The sequence below is a fragment of the Rufibacter roseolus genome, from assembly GCF_017916365.1.
GTDB classification, from domain to species: Bacteria; Bacteroidota; Bacteroidia; order Cytophagales; family Hymenobacteraceae; genus Nibribacter; species Nibribacter roseolus.
This window is the reverse complement of the sequence record NZ_JAFMSU010000003.1, coordinates 117,177-142,844: the sequence shown is the minus strand read 5'-3', so window position 1 is coordinate 142,844 and position 25,668 is coordinate 117,177. Positions and strand designations below refer to the sequence as shown.

Below are 25,668 nucleotides of genomic sequence, written 5' to 3'. Positions count from 1 at the left end.
CCGTCGGCCGTGGCATGGTGTTTATACAATGTTGGGGGTAGTAATTTTTCTTTTTTTATATGCCAGCATAGCTAAAATGACGTTAAAAAATGCTGAGACGCCAAGAGCATAATACAAGTACTTTATCCTATCCTTTGATTCTGCAAGTTCGCTACCATCTCTTTGGAGCTTTTCTAAAGTAGAGGTTTCAATCATTGCGAATGCTTCACCCTTCGGCTGCTTGATGTCCCTTTCTTTAGAAATTTCCCTTAACTCTTTTATAGCTGGAAGTTGTGCGAAGTTGTTGGGAAGGTTCTTGGTGTTGGTGCAAGAATTAGTAAAAGCAAGTCCCGAGGGCATTTGATGTCCGTAAATCACATATGTTTTACCAACCTCAAAAGTGTACTGACAGGAATTGTCTGAATAGTCAAAAGAAATTACTTTCTGCTCTTTCTCTATATTTTTAAAACCCTCCAATATCTGGAAGTTGATGATTCTTAGTTGCTGTCCATCTTTGTCGAATAACCTTGAGTTTTCGATTATTTCCGTTGCTTTTCCAACAAGTATTAAATCACTTTTCTCCCAATCTTCCAAGGTGGTTTCAGGAGCTTTAGTACACATGCAACCGAAAGAGAATGTATAAAGATGCAGAAGGACTATGGTAAAGAATATCTTTTTCATTATGGTTATGGGAAATAGCTTGTTTAGTATAGATTCACTTTTTGTCTATTTTCCATAATAATTTCATGTTATTTATTACCACCAACGGCCTCGTATAAACAACGAGCAAGGCCGTCGGCCGTGGCTTGATGTTTATACAATGTTGGCAGATGTTATTTTTCAGTAATTCTTATAGCTTCTGCAATTACATACCCTTCAAGCCCAACAGAACCTCTTATATGGTAGCATTTTATAGTTCCATTATCTAATCTTTTCCTATCTTCAGGGTCAATGCTTTTGTAATGCTTATAGTATTTCATTAAATCAGGAAACTGGATTTGTAATCCGTCCCAATCTGTCTCTTCAATCCCGAAAACAATGTTATCGCTGTCGATGCATTGAAAATCTTGGTTTACTACTCCTTCAAATCTTACCTCTATTTCTTCTAATTCGTCTCTGTACCGAGTCAAGTTGAAGATGATGGTTTTCAATTTAAAGTCATGACATAGTTTTTCTATCCTGCTGTCACCGACTAATTCAGAGTAATCTTCCATTCTTATAATTTCTGCCAACTACTGTGTATAAGGAGCTGTTCCGGTTATTGGTACTTTGTATAGTGTCAAAGTTCCGGACATACAACCACCGTAGGTCGGATGACCGGAACTGCACTGCCAAACATACTTAATAGTTTTTTCCAAATGACCAAGGTAAGAACTGCTTACTCTGTTGCAGGTCTGTTTTCACTAAAACAGCACTGAAACACCATCCTACTTCAACCTACCCGCCTTCCTTTTCATAATCTCCTGTACCGGCACGTTCTCAATCTTGCTTTCCAGCCAGGAGATGATGTCTAGGTACATGAAAGGACGCCGCTCGTAGGGGTTCTCGGAGATGGCAATGAGCTTTTCCTTGAGGGTGATGAAAGCCTCTCTCACCTGATTCGGGGCTATATTTCCCACATTGCGCAGAAAACGGAAAATCTCTACCTGCATCTGCTGTTGGTTGTCCATCTTGCCCAGGAAGTGGTACACCGTCCGGATCTGGTAATCCAGGGCATCGTCGTCGTAGCCGGCCTCGTAGTGGGCAATCAGGTTCAGGATGCGGGCGAAGCACTGCAGATCTTCGCGCAGGCTGGTGTTGCTGTGGTGGATGACCTTGTTCAGGTACTCAATCGCTTTTTTGAAATCGCCGCTGCCAAAGTACAAGCTGGCAATTTTGTAATAGAACACCAGCATACGGTGCGGATCCAGTTGCGCCTGGAAACCTTCCAGGTTCTTCAAGACACCCGGAATCACCTTCAACCCCTCGGTGAACTTCCCTTCCAGAAAATAGGCGTTGATCTTATTGGTATAAATATAAAGGAAAAGCAGCGTGTCAATGTTAGCGTTGGAGCGGCGCTTTGGATCATCGGCAAACTCCTCCAGTTGCTGCAACACCTGCACAAACTTAGAATGGTACAGCAGGTTGTAGAGGGCGTTGAGCAGGTTGTGCATGCCTTTGATGTACAGCACCGGCCGCCGCTCCTTCATGTGCGGGTACTCGTCAAACAGATCCACCCACTTCTGGGCGTACCGGTAGCAGGCCTTCAGGTCCTGGGTCATGAGGTGGTACCATACGTGGGCCTGGTAGAAATACAGTTTCTCGTAAAACCCGGCATTCTGGTAATCAATCTCCGGCAGGTTCTCCAGGAAGAAAGCCGTGATAGATTCATAGTCTTCCTGGTTCCGGGCCAGGCCTACCTTCAGGTAATGGCCGTACAGGCGCAGGGCTACGTTGGAGAGCTGGTGCATCCGGTAGATGTGCGAAGATACCTGGGTGGCCTGTTGGGTAAGGTCCTCGGCCCGGCCGCTCAAACTGCGCGTGATGTATTGACTCTCAATGAGTTTCTCAAAGTCAATGGCTGTAAGGGCAATGTGCGGCAACTCATACTCCAGCGCCAATACTTTTACTTTTTCCAGTATTTTCAGGCTCTGCTGGTAAAACCCTTTATTATATAGTACGCGCGCATAATCCAGTTGCTCATGCAGTTGGATGTCCAGGTTCTGCGGCGCATGGAACGTTCTTAAGCTGGAAAGCAGGTGCTTGTACAGGTTGTTCTTCAGGTTGGCCAGTTGAGTCTTCTTAATGCTGGGTACCTGCTTCAGAATCTGGGTCTCATTGAGGGTGTCCTGCTGTTCCAGGGCATCAAACAACTGCAAAAACTTCAAGTCTTCGCTGGAGCCGCTCTTGTTGGTGTTCAGCCTGAAATGGCGTTTCTCAGAGGGCGTCAGAGATTTTATCAATTGAAAAATAGGATCAATATTTTGATTAGGCATTGTATGAGAAAAGGAACTAAAATATTGATTTCCAGATTGATAACTTTTAAATAGGGGCGCTTAGAAATAGTAGAATGCTGAAAAATAATTTTTTGCTTCCGTATTAGTACGCGCTTCTTTGTATCCGAATAGAAGCCAAAATAACGATGTCAGCTCAGAAGATACAAATATTTGATACAACGTTGCGCGATGGCGAACAGGTGCCTGGCTGCAAATTGAACATGGAGGAGAAGTTGGTCATCGCACGTCAACTGGAGCTTCTGGGCGTGAACGTGATTGAGGCTGGGTTCCCCGTTTCCAGCCCCGGCGATTTTGAGGCGGTTCGGGCAATTGCGGCTCAAACCAAGGAAGCTACTGTTTGTGGCCTTACCCGCGCCGTGGAAAACGACATCAGGGTAGCTGCCGAGGCTTTGAAAGCTGCCCGTTTCCCCAGAATCCATACCGGAATTGGTACTTCTGAGTCGCACGTCAAATTCAAATTGCGCACCACCCAAGCCGATGTGATTGAGCGTGCCGTGGCTGCCGTGAAGTTAGCGAAAAGCTTTGTAGAAGACGTAGAATTCTATGCCGAAGACGCCGGCCGCACCGATAACGAGTTTCTGGCCATGGTTTGCGAAGCAGCCATCAAAGCCGGAGCCACTGTATTGAACATTCCGGATACCACCGGTTATTGCCTGCCCGAAGAATACGGCGCCAAGATCAGGTACCTCTACGAGAATGTGCGCGGCGTACAGAACGTAACCCTTTCCACCCACTGCCACAATGATTTAGGCTTGGCAACTGCCAACTCCATTTCCGGGGTCATCAACGGAGCCCGCCAGATTGAATGTACCATCAACGGGGTAGGGGAGCGCGCCGGTAATACGGCCCTGGAGGAAGTCGTCATGATTCTCCGCCAACACCCGTACCTGAACCTGGACAGCAGCGTAAACACGCGCCTGTTAACCGAGACCTCGCACCTGGTTTCGCACATGATGCGCATGCAGGTGCAACCTAACAAGGCTATTGTAGGTGCCAACGCCTTTGCGCACTCCAGTGGCATCCACCAGGACGGCGTGATCAAGCACCGCGAGACCTATGAGATCATTGATCCCAAAGAAGTAGGTGCCGAAGATTCCTCTATTGTATTAACCGCCCGCTCCGGCAGGGCCGCCTTGGCCTACCGCATGCAGAAGCTGGGTTATTCCCTGGAGAAAGCAGCCTTGGACAAAGCGTATGCCTCGTTCCTGGCAGTGGCAGATAAAAAGAAAGAAGTAGTAGACGAAGACCTCCATTTAATGGTGGAGCAGGATAATTTGGTTTCTGCAAATTAATATGGCGAAAACATTATTAGATAAGATTTGGGCTGCCCACGTGGTGAAATCCATTCCTGGAGGTGGATTGGACGTGTTTTACATTGACCGCCACCTTATCCACGAGGTAACCAGCCCGCAAGCATTTGACGAGATTGAACACCGCAGTTTGCCTTTGTTCCGCAAGGAGCAGATTGTGGCTACCGCCGACCATAACGTACCCACTAAAAACCAGCACCTCCCCATTGAGGAGCCGCTTTCCCGTTTTCAGGTGGATAAACTCACCGAGAATTGCGCCAAGCACAACATTGAATTATACGGCCTGGGTCACGAAAACCAGGGCATAGTGCACGTAATGGGGCCGGAACTGGGCATTACCCAACCGGGCATGACCATCGTATGCGGCGACAGCCACACGTCCACCCACGGCGCGTTCGGGGCAATTGCCTTCGGGATAGGAACCAGCCAGGTAGCGCAGGTAATGGCCTCGCAGTGCTTGCTGTTGAGCAAACCAAAGAGCATGCGCATCACGGTAGAGGGTGAGGTAAGAAACGGCGTATCGGCCAAAGACGTCATCCTGTACGTGATCTCTAAATTAGGCACCGGTGGTGCTACGGGGTACTTTGTAGAGTATGCCGGTAGTGCTTTCCGTGCCCTGAGCATGGAAGGCCGCATGACCGTCTGCAACATGAGTATTGAAATGGGTGCCCGTGGTGGCATGATTGCACCGGACCAAACCACGTTTGAATACCTGAAAGGCCGTCAGTTCGCGCCGCAGGGTGAGCGTTGGGAACAGGCCGTGGCTTACTGGACTACCTTGTACACCGACGAAGACGCCACCTTTGACAAAGAGTTCTTCTTTGATGCGCAGGAAATCGCGCCAATGATCACCTTCGGCACCAACCCGGGCATGGGCATGGCCATCAATGAGGTGATCCCTACTGATGTTCCGGCCAGCGAAGTAGCCAGCTATAACAAATCGTTGAACTACATGGGCTTTCAGCCGGGCGAATCTTTGCTGGGCAAAGAAATCCAGTACGTGTTCATCGGGTCCTGCACCAACTCCCGCATTGAGGATCTGCGCCAGGTAGCCAAATTCGTGAAAGGGAAGCACAAAGCGCCGCATGTGGAGGCCATTATTGTACCGGGTTCCAAGCACGTGGAGAAGCAAGCCATTGAGGAAGGCATTGACAAAGTCTTGGCTGAGGCTGGTTTTGAACTCCGTGAGCCGGGCTGCAGCGCTTGTCTGGCGATGAACGAAGACAAGATTCCGGCCGGCGCCTACTGTGTATCCACCTCAAACCGCAACTTTGAAGGCCGTCAGGGCCCAGGTTCCCGCACCTTGCTGGCCAGTCCACTGGTGGCGGCCATCACCGCTGTGGAAGGAAAGATTGTGGACATTACCCAATACCTGAACTAACCTTTAGGTACGCATATTGGGTCGTCCCCCTTCAGAGGGGGACGGTCAGATAAAGAATTGTAAAGTGCCCTTGTGGCACATAAAACAGTTAGATGGAAAAGTTTGAAGTGCTTCAATCCACGGCGGTTCCGCTCCCGATTGAGAATATAGATACCGACCAGATTATCCCGGCCCGCTTCCTGAAGGCTACTTCGCGCGAAGGTTTCGGAGGGAATTTATTCCGCGACTGGCGCTTTGACAACGCCGGTCAGCCAAAAGCCGATTTCGTGCTGAACAACAGCCTTTACAGCGGTCAGATTCTGGTGGCAGGCAAGAACTTCGGGTGCGGCAGTAGCCGCGAGCACGCCGCCTGGGCTATCTATGATGCTGGGTTCAAAGTGGTGATTTCCAGCTTCTTTGCTGATATTTTCAAGGGCAACGCCCTGAACAACGGATTGTTACCGCTGCAGGTCTCAGATGAGGTTTTGGCAAGATTGTTGGGCCAGATTGAAGAAGACCCGCAGACCACCCTGGTGGTGGACTTAGTGAAACAGGAATTACAGGTACCGGCTTGGGAAGAGAAGATCTCGTTTGAGATTGACGCCTACAAGAAAGAGTGCCTGATCAATGGATATGATGACATTGATTATTTAGTAAACCAGAAAGACGCAATAGAACAATACGAAAAGAGCAGACCATGGGCGTATTAAGTAAAAAGATAGCCGTTCTCCCCGGTGACGGAATTGGACCAGAAGTATGTGCCGAGGCCCTCAAAGTATTAGAAGCCGTTTCTGAACGCTTCGGGCATGAGTTTGAACTGGATGTGCAGCTGATGGGCGCCTGCGCCATTGATGCCACCGGTAACCCGCTGCCTGAATCAACCCTCCAAGCCTGCTTTGAAGCCGATGCCATCCTGCTAGGGGCCATTGGTGATCCTAAATACGACAACAACCCGGCCGCTAAAGTACGCCCAGAGCAAGGGTTGTTGCGCCTGCGTAAATCTTTGGGTTTATACGCCAACATTCGTCCGGTTACCGCTTATGATGTGTTGCTGGAGCATTCTCCTTTGAAAGCAGACCGTATCTCCGGCGTAGACATGGTGATCTACCGGGAGCTGACCGGCGGTATTTATTTCGGGGAGAAAGGCCGCACTGAGGATGGGGCTTTTGACAATTGCTTTTATTCCAAGGAAGAGATCGTGCGCATCGCGCACCTGGCCTTCCAGGCAGCGGCCAACCGCCGGAACAAACTGACCCTGGTAGACAAAGCCAACGTGCTGGAGACCTCCCGCCTGTGGCGTGAAGTGGTGCAGCAGATTGCCCCGGAATATCCATCGGTTGCGGTAGATTACCTGTTCGTGGACAATGCCGCCATGCAGATGATCCTGAACCCGAAACAGTTTGACGTGATTCTCACCGAGAACATGTTCGGTGACATCATCTCAGACGAGGCCTCGGTTATTGCCGGCTCTCTTGGCTTGCTGCCTTCGGCTTCGGTAGGAGAGACTGCGGCCTTGTTTGAGCCTATCCATGGTTCTTTCCCGCAGGCCAAGGGCAAAGGCATCGCTAACCCCATCGCCACCATCCTTTCCGTGGCCATGATGCTGGAGCATTTCGGGTTACAGGAAGAGGCCGTTCTGGTGAGGGAAGCAGTGGATTATACCCTTGAGAAAAATGTGCTAACTCCGGAATTGAGAAAAGATCATCCTTTCACAACCGAGCAGGTGGGTGCCTTCATCGCTAACTACGTGCAGGAAGGTGGAGAAAGCTTCCGGCATTTGAAAAACATAGAAATAGGGTTAAGCACCATTATTTAACGAAGAAACGTTTAGGGCCAGTTTTGCTGAAAACAGGCCTAAAACCAGAGATAATACCAGATGCGACTACAGTCGGTCATTTCCATTATTGTCATTATTCCTCTGCCGCAAGGTGGGTAGGAACGGCCTCTTACAACCATTCAGAGCCTTTCTCACCACCCGGTAGAAAGGCTCTTTTTTTTGTAAAAACACCTCAAAAACACCGCATTAAGAACCATGGCATTAAATAAATACAGCAGCATCTACACCAAAGACGACAGCCTGCCGGCTTCCCAGGCCATGCTCATCGGCTCGGGTATTCCGGAGGAAGATCTGCGCAAACCGTTTGTGGGCATCTGCTCCACGGGCTTTGAGGGAAACACCTGCAACATGCACCTCAATGGTTTGGCCGATGCCGTGAAGATGGGGGTGCAGGCCAATGGTATGGTGGGGCTCCGGTTTAACACCATTGGCGTGAGCGACGGCATCACCAACGGCAACGCCGGGATGCGATTCTCGCTGGTTTCCCGGGAGCTGATCGCTGATTCTATTGAAGCCATGGCCGGTGCCCACTACTATGATGCCGTGGCTACCGTGGTGGGCTGCGACAAAAACATGCCGGGTGCTTTGATTGCCATGGCGCGCCTGAACCGCCCGTCATTGATGGTGTACGGCGGTACCATCAAAGGCGGGGAGTACAAAGGCCAGAAGCTGAACATTGTGTCCTGCTTTGAGGCCTACGGTAAAAAACTGAACGGTGCTATCTCTGACGAAGACTATAGAGGCATTATCCGGAATGCCTGCCCGGGACCGGGGGCATGCGGAGGCATGTACACGGCCAACACCATGGCCGCCGCCATTGAGACGTTGGGCATGAGCCTTCCATTTTCTTCTTCCTCCACCGCGGTCAGCGCTGAGAAAAACCAGGAAGCCCTGGATACCGGCGCGTACATTTTGCAACTATTGGAAAAAGACATCAAGCCCCGTGATATTCTGGTGCGCGAGGCCTTTGAAAATGCGTTGGTCATGATTACCGTTTTGGGTGGGTCTACCAACGCCGTTCTGCACCTTATTGCCATTGCCCACGCCGCCGGGGTAAAACTTGCCATGGAAGATTTCCAGGAGGTGAGTAACCGCGTTCCGGTGTTGGCCGATCTGAAACCAAGCGGCAAATACCTGATGGAAGACCTTTCCGCTTTGGGAGGAGTACCCGCCGTGCAGAAGACCTTGTTGGAAGCTGGGTTGCTTAAAGGCGACTTGATGACCGTCACTGGCAAAACGCTAGCCGAGAACTTGGCAAACGTGAAGCCGCTGGGCGAGGAGCAGGACTTGTTGAGACCGCTTTCCAACCCCATCAAAGCCGATGGCCACATCCAGATCTTGTATGGCAACCTGGCCAGCAAAGGCGCGGTGGCGAAAATCTCGGGCAAAGAAGGCCTAAGGTTTGAAGGACCGGCCATTGTCTTCAACTCAGAAGAAGAACTAAACGAGGGCATCACCCATGGCAAAATCCAACCCGGTCAAGTGGTGGTGATCCGCTATGTGGGACCAAAAGGCGGACCCGGCATGCCCGAAATGCTGAAACCCACCTCGGCGATCATGGGTGCTGGCTTGGGCGATAAAGTAGCCCTCATTACCGATGGCCGTTTCTCCGGTGGTACGCACGGATTCGTCATCGGCCACGTCTGCCCCGAGGCCTACGACGGCGGAACCATTGCCCTGGTAGAAGACGGCGACTGGATTGTGCTGGATGCTACCACCAATACCATGGATGTGCAGGTAGATGAATCTGTGCTTGCCCTTAGAAGAAGCCAATGGCAAAGACCCAAGCCAAACGTGCAAGGAGGAGTGCTTTTGAAATATATCAGAACAGTAAGTGATGCCAGCCACGGTTGTATCACCGATTTACAGGAAGAAGCCTATGTTAACGCAAGAGAAACAAGCCCCAGCCTTGCCTGAAACAGACACCATGATTAGCGGCAGTCAGGCGCTGCTGCACGCCCTTTCCGTGGAAGGGGTGGACACGATCTTTGGCTATCCCGGTGGGGCCATCATGCCCATCTACGATGCGCTGTTCGACTTCCCCGGTAACATGAAGCACGTGCTGGTGCGCCATGAACAAGGCGGCATCCACGCGGGACAGGGGTACGCCCGGGCCTCAGGCAAAGTAGGCGTGGTGTTCGCAACCAGCGGACCCGGCGCCACGAACCTGATCACCGGTCTCGCCGATGCCCTTATTGACAGTACGCCGCTGGTCTGCATCACGGGCCAGGTGTTCGCGCACTTACTGGGCACCGATGCGTTTCAGGAAGCCGATGTGATCGGTATCACTACCCCGGTGACCAAGTGGAACTACCAGGTAACCGATGCCACGGAGATACCCGAGGTATTAGCCAAAGCGTTTCATATAGCGCGTACGGGTCGGCCCGGGCCGGTTTTGATTGACATTACGAAGAATGCCCAGTTACAGAAGTTCGCTTTCCAGGGCTACAAGCGATGCGACCACATCCGCAGCTATCGGCCCAAGCCTATCGTGCGGAAAGAATATATTGAAAGAGCCGCCGAACTGATCAACAGCGCTCAAAAGCCATTTGTGCTGTGGGGCCAGGGCGTGATGTTGGGTGCGGCCGAGCAGGAGTTCCGGGAGTTTCTGGAGAAATCCGGCATTCCGGCGGCCTGGACCATCATGGGTGCGGGCGCTTTGCCAAGTGACCACCCGCTGAACGTGGGGATGCTGGGCATGCACGGCAACTACGGCCCCAACGTGATGACGAATGAGTGCGATGTTTTGATTGCCATCGGCATGCGCTTCGATGACCGCGTGACTGGTAGGCTGGACAAATACGCCAAACAAGCCAAGATCATCCACCTGGACATTGACCCTGCTGAGATCGACAAGAACGTGAAAACCACCGTGCCGGTGTGGGGCGACTGCAAAGAAACTTTGCCGCTGCTGACCCAACTAGTGGAAAAGAAACAGCACGCTGAGTGGCTGGCCAAGTTCCGGGAGTTTGAGCAGCAAGAAATTGACGCGGTCATCCGGGAAGAGCTGTTCCCCACCTCAGGGGAAATGACCATGGGCGAGGTGATCCAGCAACTGAATGAGCTCACCAAAGGTGAAGCCATCATTGTATCCGATGTGGGTCAGCACCAGATGGTGGCCTGCCGCTACGCCAAACTGAACCACACCCGCAGCAACATCACCAGCGGCGGATTGGGAACCATGGGATTTGCGCTCCCGGCCGCCATTGGGGCCAAGTTCGGAGCTGAGGATAGAACCGTAGTAGCCGTGATTGGCGACGGTGGCGTTCAGATGACCATCCAGGAACTGGGCACCATCATGCAGAGCGGCGTGGACGTGAAAATCCTCATCCTCAACAACCAGTTTCTGGGTATGGTGCGGCAGTGGCAGGAGCTTTTCCACGAGCGCCGCTACTCCTTCGTGGATATCCAGAGCCCCGATTACGTGCAGGTGGCCAAAGGCTACGGTATCTCAGGCAGAAGCGTGAACCAACGCGCCGACCTCAACGATGCCCTGAAAGAAATGCTGGAACATCCCGGTTCCTTCCTCCTGGAAGTGATGGTGACCAAAGAGAACAATGTGTTTCCCATGGTGCCACAGGGTTGCAGCGTGAGTGAAATCAGATTGAAATAGGTGCCTAACCGATAAGAAAATGAGTGAGCAAGCGCCCATAGAAAAGCAGGAATATAATATTACGGTGTACACCGAGAACCATGTGGGGTTGCTGAACCGCATCGCCATGATTTTCACGCGCCGCAAGATCAACATAGATAGCCTGAACGTGTCGCCCTCAGAGATTGAAGGCATCCACCGCTTCAACATCGTGATCAACGAGACCGAGGAGGTGGTGAGCAAGATTGCCCGGCAGATTGAGAAGCAGGTGGAGGTTTTGAAGGTGTATTACAACACCAACGAAGATGTGATCTGGCAGGAGATGGCCCTCTACAAAGTGCCGACGGATATCATCGCCGAGAAAGCCAAAGTAGAACGCCTGCTCCGGGAGAACGGGGCCCGGGCCGTGGTGATCCGGAAGGACTACACAGTCTTTGAAACCACCGGCCACCGCGAAGAAACTGATAACCTAATCAAAGTTTTGCAGCCTTTCGGGTTGATAGAGTTTGTGCGCAGCGCCCGCATTGCCATCATCAAAGGCAGCGACGGCTTCAACCGCAAACTCCGCGAGTTTGAACGTGCCGAGCCAGGCCAGGACGCCATCGAAAACGAATTCCTGAACAGCCGGGACAAGGTGTTCACCATGTGAACTAAAGCTGGCCTAAGCAGTTATCGGCCCAAACGCTCGCAGGACCTCCGGATGCTGCAAGGCCTTTGAACAACCGGTATAGTGTTAGCCAACAGAAACTCCCCTCCTGATAAAGGAGGGGTGCCCGGAGGGCGGGGTGGTGAAAAACCAACGCCAGAGAATGTCTAACCTGTTTTGAGGCCGATTTCCTGAAAACAAGCCCAAAACCGACAAAAGAGTAAATCAAACCATAACCCATATTAACCAAACAAAATGGCAAAGATCAATTTCGGCGGTGTAGAAGAAACCGTTGTGACCCGCGGTGAATATCCGTTGGCAAAGGCCCAGGAAACCCTGAAAGACGAAGTGATAGCCGTGATTGGCTACGGCGTGCAAGGACCCGGTCAGGCATTGAACATGCGTGACAACGGCTTCAACGTGATTGTGGGCCAGCGTCAGGATTCTGCTTCCTGGGAGAAGGCGAAGCAAGACGGTTGGGTAGAAGGCCAGACCTTGTTCCCTATTGAAGAAGCCGTAGAGCGTGGTACCATCATCTGTAACCTGTTGTCAGACGCCGGTCAGATTGCGGTGTGGCCTACCATCAAAGAAAGACTGAAGCCCGGCAAGACTCTGTATTTCTCGCACGGTTTCGGGATTACCTTCAAGGAGCAGACCAACATCATTCCACCCGCCGATGTAGATGTGATCTTAGTGGCCCCTAAAGGCAGTGGCACCAGCTTGCGCCGTCTGTTCTTAGAGGGTGGTGGATTGAACTCCTCTTTTGCCGTGTTCCAAGATGCCACCGGCAAAGCCTACGAGAAAGCCATTGCCATGGGCATTGGGGTGGGCTCAGGCTACCTATTCGAGACCGATTTCAAGAAAGAGGTGTACTCAGATTTAACCGGTGAGCGCGGTGTTTTGATGGGCGCCCTAGCCGGTATCATCGAGGCCCAGTACCAGGTGTTGCGTCAGCGCGGTCACTCTCCGTCTGAGGCCTTCAACGAAACCGTGGAAGAACTGACCCAAAGCCTGGTGCCTTTGGTAGGCGAGAACGGCATGGACTGGATGTTCAGCAACTGCTCCGTAACCGCCCAGCGCGGCGCCCTGGATTGGAAAAGCAAATTCCGCGAGGCGACGCTTCCGGTGTTGAATGAACTGTATGACAGCGTAGCATCGGGGAAAGAAGCCGAGCGCACCATCCAACGCGGTTCTACCCCAGGCTACCGTCAGGAACTGGAAGCCGAATTGAAAGAAGTGCGCGAATCAGAATTGTGGCAAACCGGCGCGGTAGTAAGAAAACTCCGCTCGGGCCGGTAAGGCAACAAAACGAAAGAGGTGTTTCCAGGCCGTTTTCTGAAAATCGAACCTGAAACATCTCTCCTTTAAACAGAGAATCAAGATGCAGAAAGAAGCTTCCTTAGATACCGTGGTCGCGTTGGGAAATGTTGAGAGGGCGGCTAAAAACCTGAAAGGCGTCATCTACAAGACGCCTTTGATGAAGAATCTGTGGCTCTCGCAAACCTATGGCGCCGAGATTTACCTCAAGCGTGAAGATTTGCAGGTAGTGCGTTCCTATAAAATCAGGGGGGCTTACAACAAGATTTCCTCTTTGTCCTCTGAGGAAAGAGAGCGGGAGATTGTCTGCTCCAGCGCCGGGAACCACGCGCAGGGCGTGGCCTATGCCTGCCAGTTGCTGAGTATCAAAGGCTACATCTTCATGCCCGCCGCCACGCCCGCCCAGAAGGTGAACAAAGTGCGCCTCTTCGGGAAGGACATGGTGGAAGTGGTGCTCACCGGTGCCACCTACGATGATACGTTCCAGGCCGCCAAAGAATTCTGCGACGGCCGCGGCAGTACCTTTATTCCGCCATTTGATGACCTGTCCATCATTGAAGGACAGGCCACCGTGGGGCTGGAAATCTTCAAGGACGCTGATTTTTCTATTGATTATCTGTTGATGCCCATTGGCGGCGGCGGATTGGCCTCAGGGCTTTCCAGCGTGTTCAAGCAGGTGAGTCCGCAAACCAGGCTCATCGGCGTGCAGCCTTTAGGGGCGCCATCTATGTACAACTCCATCCGGGAGAAAAAGCGCCAGTCGCTGGAAACCATTGACTCCTTCGTGGACGGTGCCGCCGTGAAATGCCCCGGCGAGATCACCTTCGAGATTTGCCGCGAGTTGCTAGACGATGTGATCCTGGTGCCAGAGGGCCAAATCTGCGAAGACATCCTGAAGATGTACAACGAGGAAGGTGTGGTCCTGGAACCGGCCGGCACGTTGACCATCTCGGCGTTGAAAACCCTGGCCGAGGAGATCAAAGGCAAGAACGTAGTCTGCGTTATCAGTGGCAGCAACAATGACATTACCCGCATGGAGGATATCAAGGAGCGCGCCATGCAGCACCAGGGCCTGAAGCACTATTTCATGGTGACCTTCAACCAGAAGCCCGGCGCCCTGCGCACCTTTGTGAACCGCGTGCTGGACCCCGAGGATGACATCATCCATTTCCAGTACATCAAGAAAAACAACAAGGAAAAAGGTCCGGTGTTTATTGGCGTGGAAGTGAAACGCCCCCATGATGTGGAGAACATCAAACTCCGGATGCTGGAAGAAGGCTTCGCCTATGAGTACCTCAACGGCCGGCAGGACTTCCTGAATCTATTTGTGTAAGGGCATTTTAGCTTGTTTATAGTTCGTTTATTTAGTTTGTGTGTTGTTGAAAGCCCCGCGCCTGAAAAGGTGACGGGGCTTTCAGCTTTTAGCACAGGTCTAAGCACAGGTCTAAGCACAGGTCTGTTTGAAGGGTGTTTTTCTGAAAAGGCACCAGAATCAGGAATTAAGATTGGGGCCAAACAAAGTTCACAGTTTCAGTTCTCAAGTGCCGAATTTTAGCTGTCAATTCACTCCCAAACCATCCACGCATTCCGTCCCCTTTGAAAGGGGGAGGGGGATGATTACTCTTGCTGATCAGGTATCCATGAGAATCATCTTCTTTCTTTGTTACGAAAGTTACTTCCGCGCCATATTGGTCTAAGAATATAGCTGGTTCAAGTTTCTAACTTGGACCTAAAATTGGCGGAAGTTTGCAACTTCCGTGAGGCGACAGCCTCAAATGCTTAAGTATATCAGAGACTTCACCAATCATTTTAGAACTTACCGGCCTTACACCTTCAAGGAAAGGGCTGATGCCTTTTAGAACACTCTCTACCTTATACCAGTCTGCACAAGATGTTTGAGGCTGCCGCCTCACGGAAGTTGCAAACTTCCGCCCATTTTAGGTCCAAGTTGAAAACTTGAACCAGGTTCTTCTGAGAATGAATTCCTCTCACTTTCGCATCGGGTACAATCAGATAATGTGCTCTTTTCAAAGCTTGGTAGATCTGTAGCTAAAAACATATTCATCCCAAAGCTGCCCTGCATTTCCTGCCTGTTTTCCAGAAAGTGGCTTGAAAACGGGAGGTTACTTCTTGCCATTTCTCCTCCAAAACATTGCGGTAATAAAAGCTTTACAAAAGCATAACTGGTTAGGTGTATCCTCTCACAACCCAGTCCACTACTTTTGAAGTGTCAAAACCAAGGCGTCTTGCTTATAGGAAATTTAACATTTTCTGTCAGTCTTCAGCATGCCGGTGCATCAACATCGTCCATCTCCAACCTTTCATAAACAGATAAACCCAATCATGAGAAAACGTTTACGTCCTTCTTCCAAGAGGATAAACTTATTTCCCTACAAGACGATTTTGGGGGTTTCATTTCTGGCTCTGCCAACTTTGGCAGGAGCGCAGGGACAACCAACCAACACGGTGGTGCATGCCACCGAACTACGTTCCCCATCCAGCCTGATGCAAGTGACGTCTGATCCTGCCAGAATGGTGTCGGGGCAAGTAGGTAAAATCCAACTTCAACCGAAGACGGGAGTGGCGACTCCTGCCCAACAAACCGAGAGAATCAGGGTCTCAGGGACGGTTTCTTCTGCCGAGTTAGGCACTATGCCAGGCGTGGTGATCACGTCAAACGGGATAGCCGTTGGTGCCACCGGAAGCGAGGGAGATTTCTCTATAGAGGTGCCCAAAGGCGCGGAGTTGGTATTCTCTTTTGTGGGCTATACCTCGCTCAAAAGGACCTTCACGCAGAATGAGGGAAATGTTACGATAAACCTGGTGCAGGATAGTCAGCAGTTATCTGAGGTGGTAGTGACGGCCTTGGGTATCAAGCGCGAGCAGAAAGCGTTGGGGTATGCCACCCAAACGGTGACGAGCGAAGCCTTAACCGATGCCATGCCCAATAACTTCGCGCAGGCTCTGTCTGGGAAAGTAGCGGGTTTGAATTTGATTTCTCCGGGCTCGGGCCCAGTAAACTCCACTAGAATTAGCCTCCGAGGCGATAACTCCCTGAACCCAGGCGGGAACAATGCCCTGATTGTATTAGATGGGGTACCAATGAGCAGCGATATGACCAGTTCTGGGGTGGATAACGCCTACGGCGCCGGTTCTGGAAATGATATTCCGGTGGACTTTGGGAACGGAATTGCTGACATCAACCCGAATGACATTGAAAGCATTACCGTCTTGAAAGGCCCAAGCGCCGCCGCCCTTTACGGAAGCCGCGCCGCGAACGGTGCCTTGATCATTACCACCAAATCAGGAGCCCGCAAAGACAAAGGAATTGGAGTTACCGTGAATACCAACATCAGCTTTAATGATGTCCTGAAATGGCCCGATTACCAGTATGAATATGGCCAGGGAACCGGTAAATCCTTCAATGCCGCCGGGGAGCCTTATTACTCGTATGGCGCATCGGCCGACGGAGCCAACACCGGGGGAACCAGCAGCGCCTTCGGTCCTAAGTTTAATGGTCAATCTTATTACCAGTATGATCCAACCCGCGAAGGTCAGTCGGCGGAAAGACAGCTTTGGAGACCTTACAAAGACAACATCAAAGGCTTTTTCAGAACCGGGTACACCCTCACCAACAATGTGGCCTTAGAGGGTGGTGGAGAGAATGGCTCGGTGAGGGCTTCCCTTACGCACTCTAAAAACGAGTGGATCATGCCCAACACCGGCTTTGAGCGTTTAACGGCGGCCTTGAGCTTGAACCAAAACATCTCTAAAAGGTTAAAGCTTTCGTCTAAAGTCAACTTCACGAACAAGAAGAGCGATAACCTGCCAGGCACAGGCTACAGCAACCAATCCATTGCCTACTTCATGATTTTCCAGAACCCCAACGTGGATCTGGCCTGGTATGAGCCAAGATGGAAAGCAGGGCAGGAGCAAGTGCAGCAGATCCATCCGTTCAGTTCTTTCATAGACAACCCGTATGTGATTGCCTATGAGATGACCAACTCCCTGAACAACTACTCGGTGGTGGGGAACCTGGCGGCTACCTATGAGTTCTCGCCCAAGCTGGAGGTTATGGTGCGCTCAGGGATTGATTTAACTGCCGAGGACCGGGCCATGCGCCGCCCTTTCAACACGGCCAACTTCCCGTACGGGTACTACAAAGAGCAGAACATTTTTGATTACGAGATCAACACAGATGCCTTGCTGACCTATAAAGAGCAGCTGGGAAGCAAGATTGACGTGAGAACCTCGGTGGGGGGTAACCTGAGAAACCAGCGGTACCGCGCCACGGATGGCGTGGTGGATGGTTTGGTGATTCCGGGGGTGTACAAACTTTCTAATGGGATAGGCAACGCCATGATGACTACTCGTCACAGGAACCGGGAAGTGAACAGCTTGTACGCCTTGGCCGCTTTCTCTTATGAAGATAAGATTTTTGTGGACCTGACCGCCCGTAATGACTGGTCCAGCACGCTACCAGTGCAGAACAGCTCTTTCTTCTATCCGTCTATCAGTACCAGCTTTATCTTAACCGATCTGTTCAGACTGCCCACCGACATTTCTTTTGCCAAACTGAGGTTATCTGCCGCCCAGGTGGGAAGTGACACGGATCCGTACAGAACCAGAAAATACTACGGCCAAAGCGACTTTGCCGGCTCGGGCTCCGTGCCCACCACGCTCCACAACATCAACTTCAAGCCCGAGATCACTACCAGCTATGAGGCCGGGATGGAGTTTATGCTCTTCAACGGTAGAATTGGCTTAGATGCCACGGTGTACAGAAACTTCACCAAGAACCAGATTTTGGAGATTCCGGTTGATCCTACCACCGGTTATACCCGAGCCGTCTTGAACGCGGGTAAAGTACGGAACCAAGGTCTGGAACTGGTCCTGAACGCCAAACCCATTGACCTTGCCAACTTCAAGTGGAGATCAACGGTCACCTGGTCTAAAAACGATAACAAGGTGCTGAGACTCGCCGATGGCATTGAAGACCAGCAGGTGTTGGGGGTTGGAGGTAACGCCTCCATCATTGCCAAAGTAGGCGGTACCACCGGCGACATCTACGGCTTCGGGTTTGTGCGGAGTCCCGATGGCCAGATTGTGTATGATAACAGCGGTTTGCCCGCGTACCCAGATGAAGTACAATACATCGGGAACGCCTACGCCGACTGGAAAGGTGGTTTCCTGAACGAGGTCTCTTATAAGAATTTCCGGTTCAGCTTCCTGCTGGATGCTTCTTACGGCGGCATCATCTACTCCCAGACCCACCACAAAATGTCTGAGCAAGGTAAGCTGAAACACACCTTAATGGGCCGCGAAGAAGGCTTTATCATTGGAGATGGCGTGGTGCTGAACGGTGACGGTACCTACACCCAGAACACCAAAAAAGTTAACCCCGCTGACTACTATACCCGGTACTACCGCCGCGCCAACGTGGAATCCAATTCCTTTGATGCCTCTTACCTGAAACTGAGGGAAGTTCGCTTGGAGTACAGCCTGCCTAAATCACTTCTGGCCAGAACTAAATTCTTCAACGGCGCCAGCATTGCGCTCTACGGCCGTGACCTGGCCATGCTCACCGACTTTCCGATTTTTGACCCAGAAACGGCTGCCCTGAACGGGAACAACATCATGCCGGGAATTGAAATGGGCCAGATGCCTTCTACCAGAACCATGGGCATGAACGTGACCCTTAAATTCTAAGCACATCACAGTTTAGTTTTTCAACTCAACCTTTCAGAACTACCGGTGGTCTAACCCAGTCTGCCGGCGGTTCATCCCAAGAACTAAGAATCATGTTATCTATAAAGAAGACTTTTGTATTCCTCCTTGCCCTTGGTGCCCTCAACACCTCCTGTACCGATGATTTTGAAGAGGTAAACACCGATCCTAACCGCATTGAACAAATCAGCCCGGGTACCTTGCTGAACCCCATCCTCTATGAGATGAGCAGCTTCAACGCCAATCGGGCCGATGACTTCACCTTTGACCTCATGCAAGTGGCGCTTCCGTTCCCCAGTGCTTCGGGCGGCATTCACCGCTATGATGTCACCGAGAACTCCGGCAGTTCTACCTGGAACACCTATTATCGTTGGTTAACGAACATCAAGGAAATGCAGGCCGCGGCCGTGAAAGCCAATGACCCCAACTATGAGGCAGTGGCGTTGACGTTGAATGCCTGGGTGTATTCCCTGCTCACCGATAGCTTCGGCGATGTGCCCATGGTAGAGGCTTCGCGCGGCGATGAGGGGATTCTGTATCCGGCCTTTGATACGCAGCAATCGATCTACAACAAGATTCTGGCCGATCTGGAAACCGCCAACAACAAGTTTGATCCAACCAAAACCATGATCTACGGCGATGATATTCTGTACCATAACAATGTGGCCAAGTGGAAGAAATTCTGCAACTCGCTGCGGTTACGATTGCTGCTTAGAGTTTCCAAAAGAACGGAAACGAACGCAGTGGCTAAAATGACGGAGATCCTCAACAATCCCACGCAATTTCCGGTATTCACCTCAAACGCAGATGCGGCCATCCTGCAGATCTCAGGGGTTCCGCCGTTGATTTCCCCTTGGGGGCGGGCGGTTGATTTTAGAACCGGTCGGGCGGCTTCTTCTTTCTTCATTGATCACCTGAACGCTCTGAATGACCCCCGCCGGGCTAAATTCTTCACCCAGGCTACCTCCAAGGACGGTAGAACCCAGGTAGGGTACAAGGGAATTCCCAGTGGCTATGAAGGAAGTGACACCCAATTTGACTATGCTCCTTCCACCTTTAACGTTGCCCTGGTGACCGCTCCCATGATCACCGTGATCATGCCCTACGCCGAGGTGGAGTTCATCAAAGCGGAACTGGCCCAGAAAGGCATTGTGACCGGTGACGCCAAAGCTGCATATGAGAAAGGCGTGAAGGCCGCCATTGAACAGTGGGGAGCCGTGATGCCCGCAGAGTATTTCACCAATCCGGCCGCCGCGTACAACGGAACCTTAGAGCAAATCATGCTGCAAAAGTACCTGGCCTTGTTCTTTGTGGATTATCAGCAGTGGTTTGAATACCGTCGCACGGGTTTCCCGGTTCTTCCCACCACCAATGCCATGATGAACAACAAAGTGGTGCCCGTTCGCTTCAGATACCCCACTACGGTGCAAACCAACAACGCCGAGAACTACAGAAAAGCCGTAGAAATGATGGGCGGCGATGACATCAATACCAAGGTTTGGTGGGAAAAATAGATTTGCTGTTTTGTCTATAAATTAAGTGGTTAAGCCTGCTGTATTCCAAGATGTAGGGATGCAACAGGCTTCACCTGACCAACTCCATAATCGAATGCCATGATCAAGCTCCCTCTGAAAAACGTACTCTCTATCAAGCTACTTTTTAGTTTCCTTATAGGGGTACAAGTCCATGCAATGGCACAAGCACAAATCAGCCTTACCAATTATAGTTTCAAACCTGGCTCCACCGAGGTGGGAAAAGTGGTGGTGGCACCCGCTTCCAAAGCGAAGGTGACGTTGGTGGGCAAGTCAGCCAGTCTATTCACGTTGGGTAAAGACAACGCCCTGAAACTGAAGAACACCTCGGCTGAGCCTTGGGTGGAAGTAGTGCTGGCTGTAGGGCAGGGGCAGAACACAGTTCAGGATACCTTCCGGATTGTCAGGGACGAATTCATCACCAACCGGGTGGTGGCTCACCGCGGCGCCTGGAAGAATACGGGGGCAACCGAGAATTCCATAGGTGCTTTGCAGCACGCCATCAAACTAGGTTGCGCCGGCAGCGAGTTTGACGTGCACATGTCTTCAGACTCGGTGCTGTTCATCCACCATGACCACGATGTGAACGGCATCCATATTGAGAAAAACCCGGCTGCCGAGTTGGCTAAACTAAAACTGCCTAACGGTGAACTGCTTCCCACGCTGGAGGCGTATCTCCAAGCCGGATTAAACCAGAACAAAACCAAGCTGATCCTGGAGATCAAACCCTCGGCCATCAGCAAAGAGCGGGGGCAGGCCTTGGCGCGGAAAGTGGTAGAAATGGTGCAAAAGCACAAAGCCCAGGGTTGGGTAGACTACATCAGTTTTGACTACGACATCTGCCGGAAAGTAAAGGAGTTGGAGCCCCCGGCGAAGGTGGCCTACCTCAACGGCGAGAAAGCCCCGGGTGAACTGGCCAAAGACAAAATGTACGGTTTCGACTATCACCACAGCGTAGTGAAGAAAAATCCGCAGTGGATAGAGGAGGCCCACGCCCTGAACCTCACCGTCAATGTCTGGACCGTGAATTCCCCCGACATGATGGACTGGCTCCTGCAGCGCAAGGTAGATTTCATCACCACCAACGAGCCCGAAATCCTGCTGGAGAAAGTAAAGAAACTAACCGCGAACTAACTTGATCCTACTCGCTTTCGTGGCACATTCTAGTTGGCTGCGGAAAACGGCTAACCGACATTTTATTGTCGTTTTAGGCTGTTTTTGCAAAATGAGGCTCTAAACGGAAATCCGCTTATCTGAAAATTTACCGGCCTGCTTAGGTCAATTCCCCTAATCAACAACAACCAAATTCTCTCACATGTTTAGAAGAAAATTCCTCCAAAGCTTAGGCACTTTGGGGCTCGGGTTAACCCTGCCCATGGGTGCTGTTCAGGCGCAAGCTGTCAAGAAAGCCACCGACCAGAAAGTTGACCTGTCCGCGGTGGGTATCAAAGGCAAGGTGCAGGCGGGAGGCAAAGGAATTCCCGGGGTGGTGGTCACCGATGGCATCAACCTGGTTACCACTGATAAATCCGGCAAATACAGCCTGGAAAGCAACGCCACCGCCCAGTTTGTGTACATCTCGGTGCCACGCGGCTTTGAGATTCCTCAGGAGAAAGGCGTGGCGCGGTTCTACCAGCCCATCCCGGCGGGTAAGCCCAGTTTCACCGCCGATTTTGAGTTGCAGAAACTAACGCAGGACGATACCAAGCACAACTTTGTGGTATGGGCCGATCCGCAGATGATCAACAAGAAAGACGCTGAGGAACTGGTGAACGTATCGGCACCGGATCTGAAGAAGCTGGTGGACGGCTACGGCAAGAACACGCTGTTCCATGGCATAGGTTGCGGGGATCTGGTGTGGGACAAGTTTGAGCTGTTTGAGGATTACCAGAAAGCCATCGGGATCTCGGGCATTCCGTTTTTCCAGGTCATCGGGAACCATGACATGGATCTCACCGCCCGCACCGACGAAGGCTCCTCTGACACTTTCAAGAAGCTGTTCGGTCCGACGTATTATTCCTTCAACCGCGGCGAGGTGCACTACGTGGTGCTGGACGATGTCTTCTTCATCGGCACGGCCAAGCGTTACATCGGGTACCTCACGGAGCGGCAGTTACAGTGGCTGGAGCAGGATTTAAGTTATGTGAAGCCCGGCAGCATGGTGGTGGTATCGGTGCACATTCCGGTGAACAGCGGCGAGAAAAGACGCATGAAGCTCAAAGACGAGTCGCTGGGCGGCGTGGTGTCTAACCGCAAGGAACTGTACCGGCTCCTGAAGCCCTACAAAGCGCACATCATGTCCGGCCACACGCACATCTGCGAGAAGGTGATAGAGAACGACATCATTGAACACACGCACGGAGCCGTGTGCGGCGCCTGGTGGACGGGCCCCATCTGCACCGACGGTTCGCCCAGCGGCTACGGGGTGTACGAGGTGAATGGCTCCGAGATGAAATGGTACTACAAATCAGTGGGCCACGACCGCGAGCACCAGTTCAGGATCTACCCCAAAGGCACCGTGAAAGACCGCCCCGAGGAAGTGGTGGTGAACGTATGGAACTGGGACCCGGAGTGGAAAGTAACCTGGTTTGAAGACGGGGTGCGCAAAGGCGAGATGAAACAGGAAATGGGCTTGGACCCGCTCTCAGTAGAGCTGCACGCCGGGCCAAATCTACCGGCCAAACACAAGTTCGTGGACCCCACCATGACCGACCATCTGTTCTGGGCCAAACCATCGGCGGGCGCCAAACAAATCAAGGTTGAAGTCACGGATCGTTTTGGGAAGGTGTACACCCAGGCGCAGGCGGTTTAAGCAAAAGCTGAGTTAACATCGGGCGTAAGCGTTGCATTCCGGCATAGCTTTCGCCCGATTCTGTTTTAGGCCTGATTTGCTGATTTTGGGCGTAAAACAAGAAGCGCAGAAAAGGCTAGGTTAGGCGCGGCAATCCTCCTATTTTAGAGGAATTACCATTACTTGCATTAATGTCATCACCTTTTCTTTCCCTCCGTAACGTGACGGTCCGTCACCTGAACCATGTTATTTTCCGGGACTTTTCCTTTGAGGTGCAGAAAGGCCAGCACTGGGCCGTGGTGGGGGAAAGCGGCTCGGGGAAAACCAGTTTGCTGCAGGCCATTGCCGGAAAACTGAGCGTGGTAGGCGGGGACGTGACGCATGAGTTTTACCAGGAGTATGTGCAGGAGCATGCCGTTTCTGACCCACTTTTCACATTTAAGGACTTAGTCGGGGAGGTGGGCCAACGCCATTCCTTCCGGAATTTCTCCACCAACAGCAGCAATTTCTATTACCAGCAACGCTACCACGCCACCGATGTGGAGGACGCGCCCACTGTGGAAGATTACCTGAGTTCTACCCGCCCCTTGGAGGAATCTGATGCCCACTGGACGTACGTGCAGGTGGTGGAGACCTTCGCTTTGCAGGGGTTGCTGCCGAAGGAACTGATCAAGCTATCCAACGGCGAGACCAAGCGCTTGCTCATGGCAGCGGCCCTGCTCAAAAATCCCAAGCTGTTGCTCCTGGACATGCCGCTCACCGGGCTGGACGTGGCTTCCCGCGCGAACTTCAACGGTCTGCTCTCCCAGATCATCGCCTCCGGCGTGACGGTGGTAATGGCGACTTCGGCAGAGGAAATTCCGCAGGCCATCACGCACGTGGCGGTACTGCATCAGGGGAAACTGGTGTCGGCCCAGCCCAGGGAAAACTTTGACCTGGACGGCTTCCAGCCAGAATCCCAAGGGAACATTGAACTAAACCTGCTGGCAGAGTTGCTCTCCTCAGAAACGCCATTTGAGTTTGATACCATTGTGGAGTTGAAGGAGGTATCGGTGGAGTATGCAGGGAAGGCGGTGCTCCACCAGGTGAATTGGAAGATACAGCAAGGCGAACGCTGGGCGCTGCTGGGACCCAATGGGGCCGGGAAAACCACCTTGCTCAGTCTCCTAAATGGCGATAATCCGCAGGCCTTCTCCAAAGACATCACGCTCTTTGACCGCAAACGCGGCACTGGTGAAACCATCTGGGACATCAAAAAGAAAATCGGGTTTGTGTCGCCGGAGCTGTTTCAGTTTTTTCCGTACCAACAGACCTGTCTGCAGGTGGTGGAATCAGGTTTGTATGATACATTGGGTCTGTTCAAAAACAGTGTGCCTGAGAATGCCGCCAAAGCCATGAAGTGGCTGCAATTACTGGGAATAGGGCAGGAGGCGCAAAAGAACCTTCGGCTGGAGCCGGCGAGCACCCAGCGGCTTTGCCTGTTGGCCCGCGCCCTCATTAAGAACCCGCCGCTGTTGATCCTGGACGAGCCCTGCCAGGGGATGGATGCCCAGCAGCAACAACGCTTTCAGCAGATCATTGAGGCCATCTGCGCCAGCAGCAATACCACACTCATCTACGTGACGCATTACCAGCAGGAAATTCCGCGCTGCGTGACCAAAGTGCTGAGACTAGAGCAGGGCAGGGTGACTTTTTAGCGAGGTGAAATGATTATTTGCCCTTATTCTACTGTGGGCTTAAGCCTGGGCGCAGAATACCATCTTAGCCGAAAAGTGAAATACACCGGTTTCATCCTGAATATCATGTTTGGCAGGTTCCATCCTAAAAAGCCCCAGGATTCCGCGATGCCCCAGAATTGACCCGGGTTCTTTCAGGCCTGGTTTTCGGGCGTTTCCTCCAGGTGCACGTAATAGCGTGTGATTTTACCCCATTGCAGGGCTTGGAATCCTGCCCAGCCGCCGGCCGAGATTAGCGTGTTGAGAACGCCTCGGCCACCGGCCTGGTCGCCCCGGTTGGGTTTCTCGTCCCGGCCGATCTCCATACCCATGATCTTAGTGCCCTCTCGCAGGACCCGAAACGTGCTGGTAGCTTCTTCGGAGAAGAAATGCTTTACTTCTTCCCCATCCATAGCATCTTTCTGGACCTCGGGTTTGGGGCAGGGGCGCACAATGAATTGGGCCGCATCTTCTTCCTCCACCACTTCTATCACGGTTACCCAGTTCTCAATGGCCGTGGCGGGCAGGATGATCTGCATGTAATCCCCCACCTGTACTTTGGTGGCATTGGAGGGATGCCCCTGCTTATCATAGAGGTGGAAAGTGGAGTTGATGCCGGGCAGGGAAGACCAGCGGTTCACATCAAACAGCTTCTGTTTAGTGCGCACAAACTCTTGCCGGGCGGTGGCCTCATCTGGATAGGTATTCTCGTGGTAGAAGAATTTATCCTTGGCGTTCTCGCCCTGCAGTACTTCCCATTCTTTCTTAATCTTTTGCAGAAAATCGGTGAGGCCCATGCTTATTTCCTTTGGTAGTGTGGAAAATCCCTTTCCTGCAGAGTACGGGCCTAACCACATGGGGTTCAC

General features: G+C 51.9%; 18 protein-coding genes. 14 read left to right on the top strand and 4 right to left on the bottom strand.

Annotation, left to right across the window (positions count from 1 at the left end):
• Positions 1 to 21 precede the first annotated feature (21 nt).
• The 3 genes from J3P35_RS16455 to J3P35_RS16445 all read right to left on the bottom strand — a co-directional run bounded on the left by J3P35_RS16455 (position 22) and on the right by J3P35_RS16445 (position 2,921).
• Positions 22 to 660, bottom strand: coding sequence for a hypothetical protein (locus J3P35_RS16455; protein WP_210465764.1), 639 nt, complete (start codon positions 658 to 660; stop codon positions 22 to 24).
• A 152-nt stretch (positions 661 to 812) separates the two neighbouring features.
• Positions 813 to 1,193, bottom strand: coding sequence for a hypothetical protein (locus J3P35_RS16450; RefSeq protein ID WP_210465763.1), 381 nt, complete (start codon positions 1,191 to 1,193; stop codon positions 813 to 815).
• 213 nt (positions 1,194 to 1,406) lie between these two features.
• On the bottom strand, positions 1,407 to 2,921 hold the full coding sequence (locus J3P35_RS16445) for a hypothetical protein (protein WP_210465762.1): 1,515 nt from the start codon (positions 2,919 to 2,921) through the stop codon (positions 1,407 to 1,409).
• Positions 2,922 to 3,100: 179 nt separating this feature from the next.
• Between J3P35_RS16445 and J3P35_RS16440 the strand changes: the two genes are divergently transcribed.
• The 14 genes from J3P35_RS16440 to J3P35_RS16375 all read left to right on the top strand — a co-directional run bounded on the left by J3P35_RS16440 (position 3,101) and on the right by J3P35_RS16375 (position 24,784).
• On the top strand, positions 3,101 to 4,267 hold the full coding sequence (locus tag J3P35_RS16440) for a 2-isopropylmalate synthase (protein WP_210465761.1): 1,167 nt from the start codon (positions 3,101 to 3,103) through the stop codon (positions 4,265 to 4,267).
• 1 nt (position 4,268) lies between these two features.
• On the top strand, positions 4,269 to 5,666 hold the full coding sequence (gene leuC, locus J3P35_RS16435; RefSeq protein ID WP_210465760.1) for a 3-isopropylmalate dehydratase large subunit: 1,398 nt from the start codon (positions 4,269 to 4,271) through the stop codon (positions 5,664 to 5,666).
• Between the two features lie 92 nt (positions 5,667 to 5,758).
• Positions 5,759 to 6,355, top strand: coding sequence for a 3-isopropylmalate dehydratase small subunit (leuD, locus tag J3P35_RS16430; RefSeq protein WP_210465759.1), 597 nt, complete (start codon positions 5,759 to 5,761; stop codon positions 6,353 to 6,355).
• Positions 6,343 to 7,461 carry a 3-isopropylmalate dehydrogenase gene (leuB, locus tag J3P35_RS16425; RefSeq protein WP_210465758.1) on the top strand — a complete coding sequence of 373 codons (1,119 nt, stop codon included), beginning with the start codon at positions 6,343 to 6,345 and terminating at the stop codon, positions 7,459 to 7,461. The genes leuD and leuB overlap by 13 nt, the downstream gene beginning before the upstream one ends.
• 216 nt (positions 7,462 to 7,677) lie before the next feature.
• Positions 7,678 to 9,399 carry a dihydroxy-acid dehydratase gene (ilvD, locus tag J3P35_RS16420; protein WP_210465757.1) on the top strand — a complete coding sequence of 574 codons (1,722 nt, stop codon included), beginning with the start codon at positions 7,678 to 7,680 and terminating at the stop codon, positions 9,397 to 9,399.
• Positions 9,362 to 11,095: a biosynthetic-type acetolactate synthase large subunit gene (ilvB, locus tag J3P35_RS16415; protein ID WP_246850332.1), complete on the top strand. Its 1,734-nt coding sequence runs from the start codon at positions 9,362 to 9,364 to the stop codon at positions 11,093 to 11,095. Before ilvD ends, ilvB begins: the two co-directional genes overlap by 38 nt.
• 19 nt (positions 11,096 to 11,114) lie before the next feature.
• A complete protein-coding gene (ilvN, locus tag J3P35_RS16410) occupies positions 11,115 to 11,723 on the top strand; it encodes an acetolactate synthase small subunit (RefSeq protein WP_210465756.1) in 609 nt (202 codons plus the stop codon).
• Positions 11,724 to 11,975: 252 nt separating this feature from the next.
• A complete protein-coding gene (ilvC, locus tag J3P35_RS16405) occupies positions 11,976 to 13,019 on the top strand; it encodes a ketol-acid reductoisomerase (protein WP_210465755.1) in 1,044 nt (347 codons plus the stop codon).
• 82 nt (positions 13,020 to 13,101) lie between these two features.
• On the top strand, positions 13,102 to 14,370 hold the full coding sequence (gene ilvA, locus J3P35_RS16400; RefSeq protein ID WP_210465754.1) for a threonine ammonia-lyase IlvA: 1,269 nt from the start codon (positions 13,102 to 13,104) through the stop codon (positions 14,368 to 14,370).
• Between the two features lie 1,010 nt (positions 14,371 to 15,380).
• Entirely contained in the window at positions 15,381 to 18,746 is a 3,366-nt protein-coding gene (locus J3P35_RS16395) for a SusC/RagA family TonB-linked outer membrane protein (protein ID WP_210465753.1), read from the top strand.
• A gap of 92 nt (positions 18,747 to 18,838) precedes the next feature.
• A complete protein-coding gene (locus J3P35_RS16390; RefSeq protein ID WP_210465752.1) occupies positions 18,839 to 20,278 on the top strand; it encodes a SusD/RagB family nutrient-binding outer membrane lipoprotein in 1,440 nt (479 codons plus the stop codon).
• A 177-nt stretch (positions 20,279 to 20,455) separates the two neighbouring features.
• Positions 20,456 to 21,430 carry a glycerophosphodiester phosphodiesterase gene (locus J3P35_RS16385; protein WP_210465751.1) on the top strand — a complete coding sequence of 325 codons (975 nt, stop codon included), beginning with the start codon at positions 20,456 to 20,458 and terminating at the stop codon, positions 21,428 to 21,430.
• A gap of 181 nt (positions 21,431 to 21,611) precedes the next feature.
• Complete coding sequence (locus tag J3P35_RS16380) at positions 21,612 to 23,108, top strand: calcineurin-like phosphoesterase C-terminal domain-containing protein (protein WP_246850330.1); 1,497 nt, start codon at positions 21,612 to 21,614, stop codon at positions 23,106 to 23,108.
• Positions 23,109 to 23,278: 170 nt separating this feature from the next.
• Positions 23,279 to 24,784, top strand: a complete 1,506-nt coding sequence (locus J3P35_RS16375) for an ATP-binding cassette domain-containing protein (RefSeq protein WP_210465750.1) — start codon at positions 23,279 to 23,281, stop codon at positions 24,782 to 24,784.
• Positions 24,785 to 24,957: 173 nt separating this feature from the next.
• Here the strand turns inward: J3P35_RS16375 and J3P35_RS16370 are convergent, their stop codons facing one another.
• Positions 24,958 to 25,599: a hypothetical protein gene (locus J3P35_RS16370; protein WP_210465749.1), complete on the bottom strand. Its 642-nt coding sequence runs from the start codon at positions 25,597 to 25,599 to the stop codon at positions 24,958 to 24,960.
• Positions 25,600 to 25,668 lie beyond the last annotated feature (69 nt).

Bases quoted from the DNA above. Each gene is read 5' to 3' on its own strand.
- J3P35_RS16455 (WP_210465764.1), bottom strand. From the start codon at position 660: ATGAAAAAGATATTCTTTACCATAGTCCTTCTGCATCTTTATACATTC.
- J3P35_RS16450 (WP_210465763.1), bottom strand. From the start codon at position 1,193: ATGGAAGATTACTCTGAATTAGTCGGTGACAGCAGGATAGAAAAACTA.
- J3P35_RS16440 (WP_210465761.1), top strand. From the start codon at position 3,101: ATGTCAGCTCAGAAGATACAAATATTTGATACAACGTTGCGCGATGGC.
- leuC (WP_210465760.1), top strand. From the start codon at position 4,269: ATGGCGAAAACATTATTAGATAAGATTTGGGCTGCCCACGTGGTGAAA.
- leuD (WP_210465759.1), top strand. From the start codon at position 5,759: ATGGAAAAGTTTGAAGTGCTTCAATCCACGGCGGTTCCGCTCCCGATT.
- leuB (WP_210465758.1), top strand. From the start codon at position 6,343: ATGGGCGTATTAAGTAAAAAGATAGCCGTTCTCCCCGGTGACGGAATT.
- ilvD (WP_210465757.1), top strand. From the start codon at position 7,678: ATGGCATTAAATAAATACAGCAGCATCTACACCAAAGACGACAGCCTG.
- ilvB (WP_246850332.1), top strand. From the start codon at position 9,362: ATGTTAACGCAAGAGAAACAAGCCCCAGCCTTGCCTGAAACAGACACC.
- ilvN (WP_210465756.1), top strand. From the start codon at position 11,115: ATGAGTGAGCAAGCGCCCATAGAAAAGCAGGAATATAATATTACGGTG.
- ilvC (WP_210465755.1), top strand. From the start codon at position 11,976: ATGGCAAAGATCAATTTCGGCGGTGTAGAAGAAACCGTTGTGACCCGC.
- ilvA (WP_210465754.1), top strand. From the start codon at position 13,102: ATGCAGAAAGAAGCTTCCTTAGATACCGTGGTCGCGTTGGGAAATGTT.
- J3P35_RS16395 (WP_210465753.1), top strand. From the start codon at position 15,381: ATGAGAAAACGTTTACGTCCTTCTTCCAAGAGGATAAACTTATTTCCC.
- J3P35_RS16390 (WP_210465752.1), top strand. From the start codon at position 18,839: ATGTTATCTATAAAGAAGACTTTTGTATTCCTCCTTGCCCTTGGTGCC.
- J3P35_RS16385 (WP_210465751.1), top strand. From the start codon at position 20,456: ATGGCACAAGCACAAATCAGCCTTACCAATTATAGTTTCAAACCTGGC.
- J3P35_RS16380 (WP_246850330.1), top strand. From the start codon at position 21,612: ATGTTTAGAAGAAAATTCCTCCAAAGCTTAGGCACTTTGGGGCTCGGG.
- J3P35_RS16375 (WP_210465750.1), top strand. From the start codon at position 23,279: ATGTCATCACCTTTTCTTTCCCTCCGTAACGTGACGGTCCGTCACCTG.
- J3P35_RS16370 (WP_210465749.1), bottom strand. From the start codon at position 25,599: ATGGGCCTCACCGATTTTCTGCAAAAGATTAAGAAAGAATGGGAAGTA.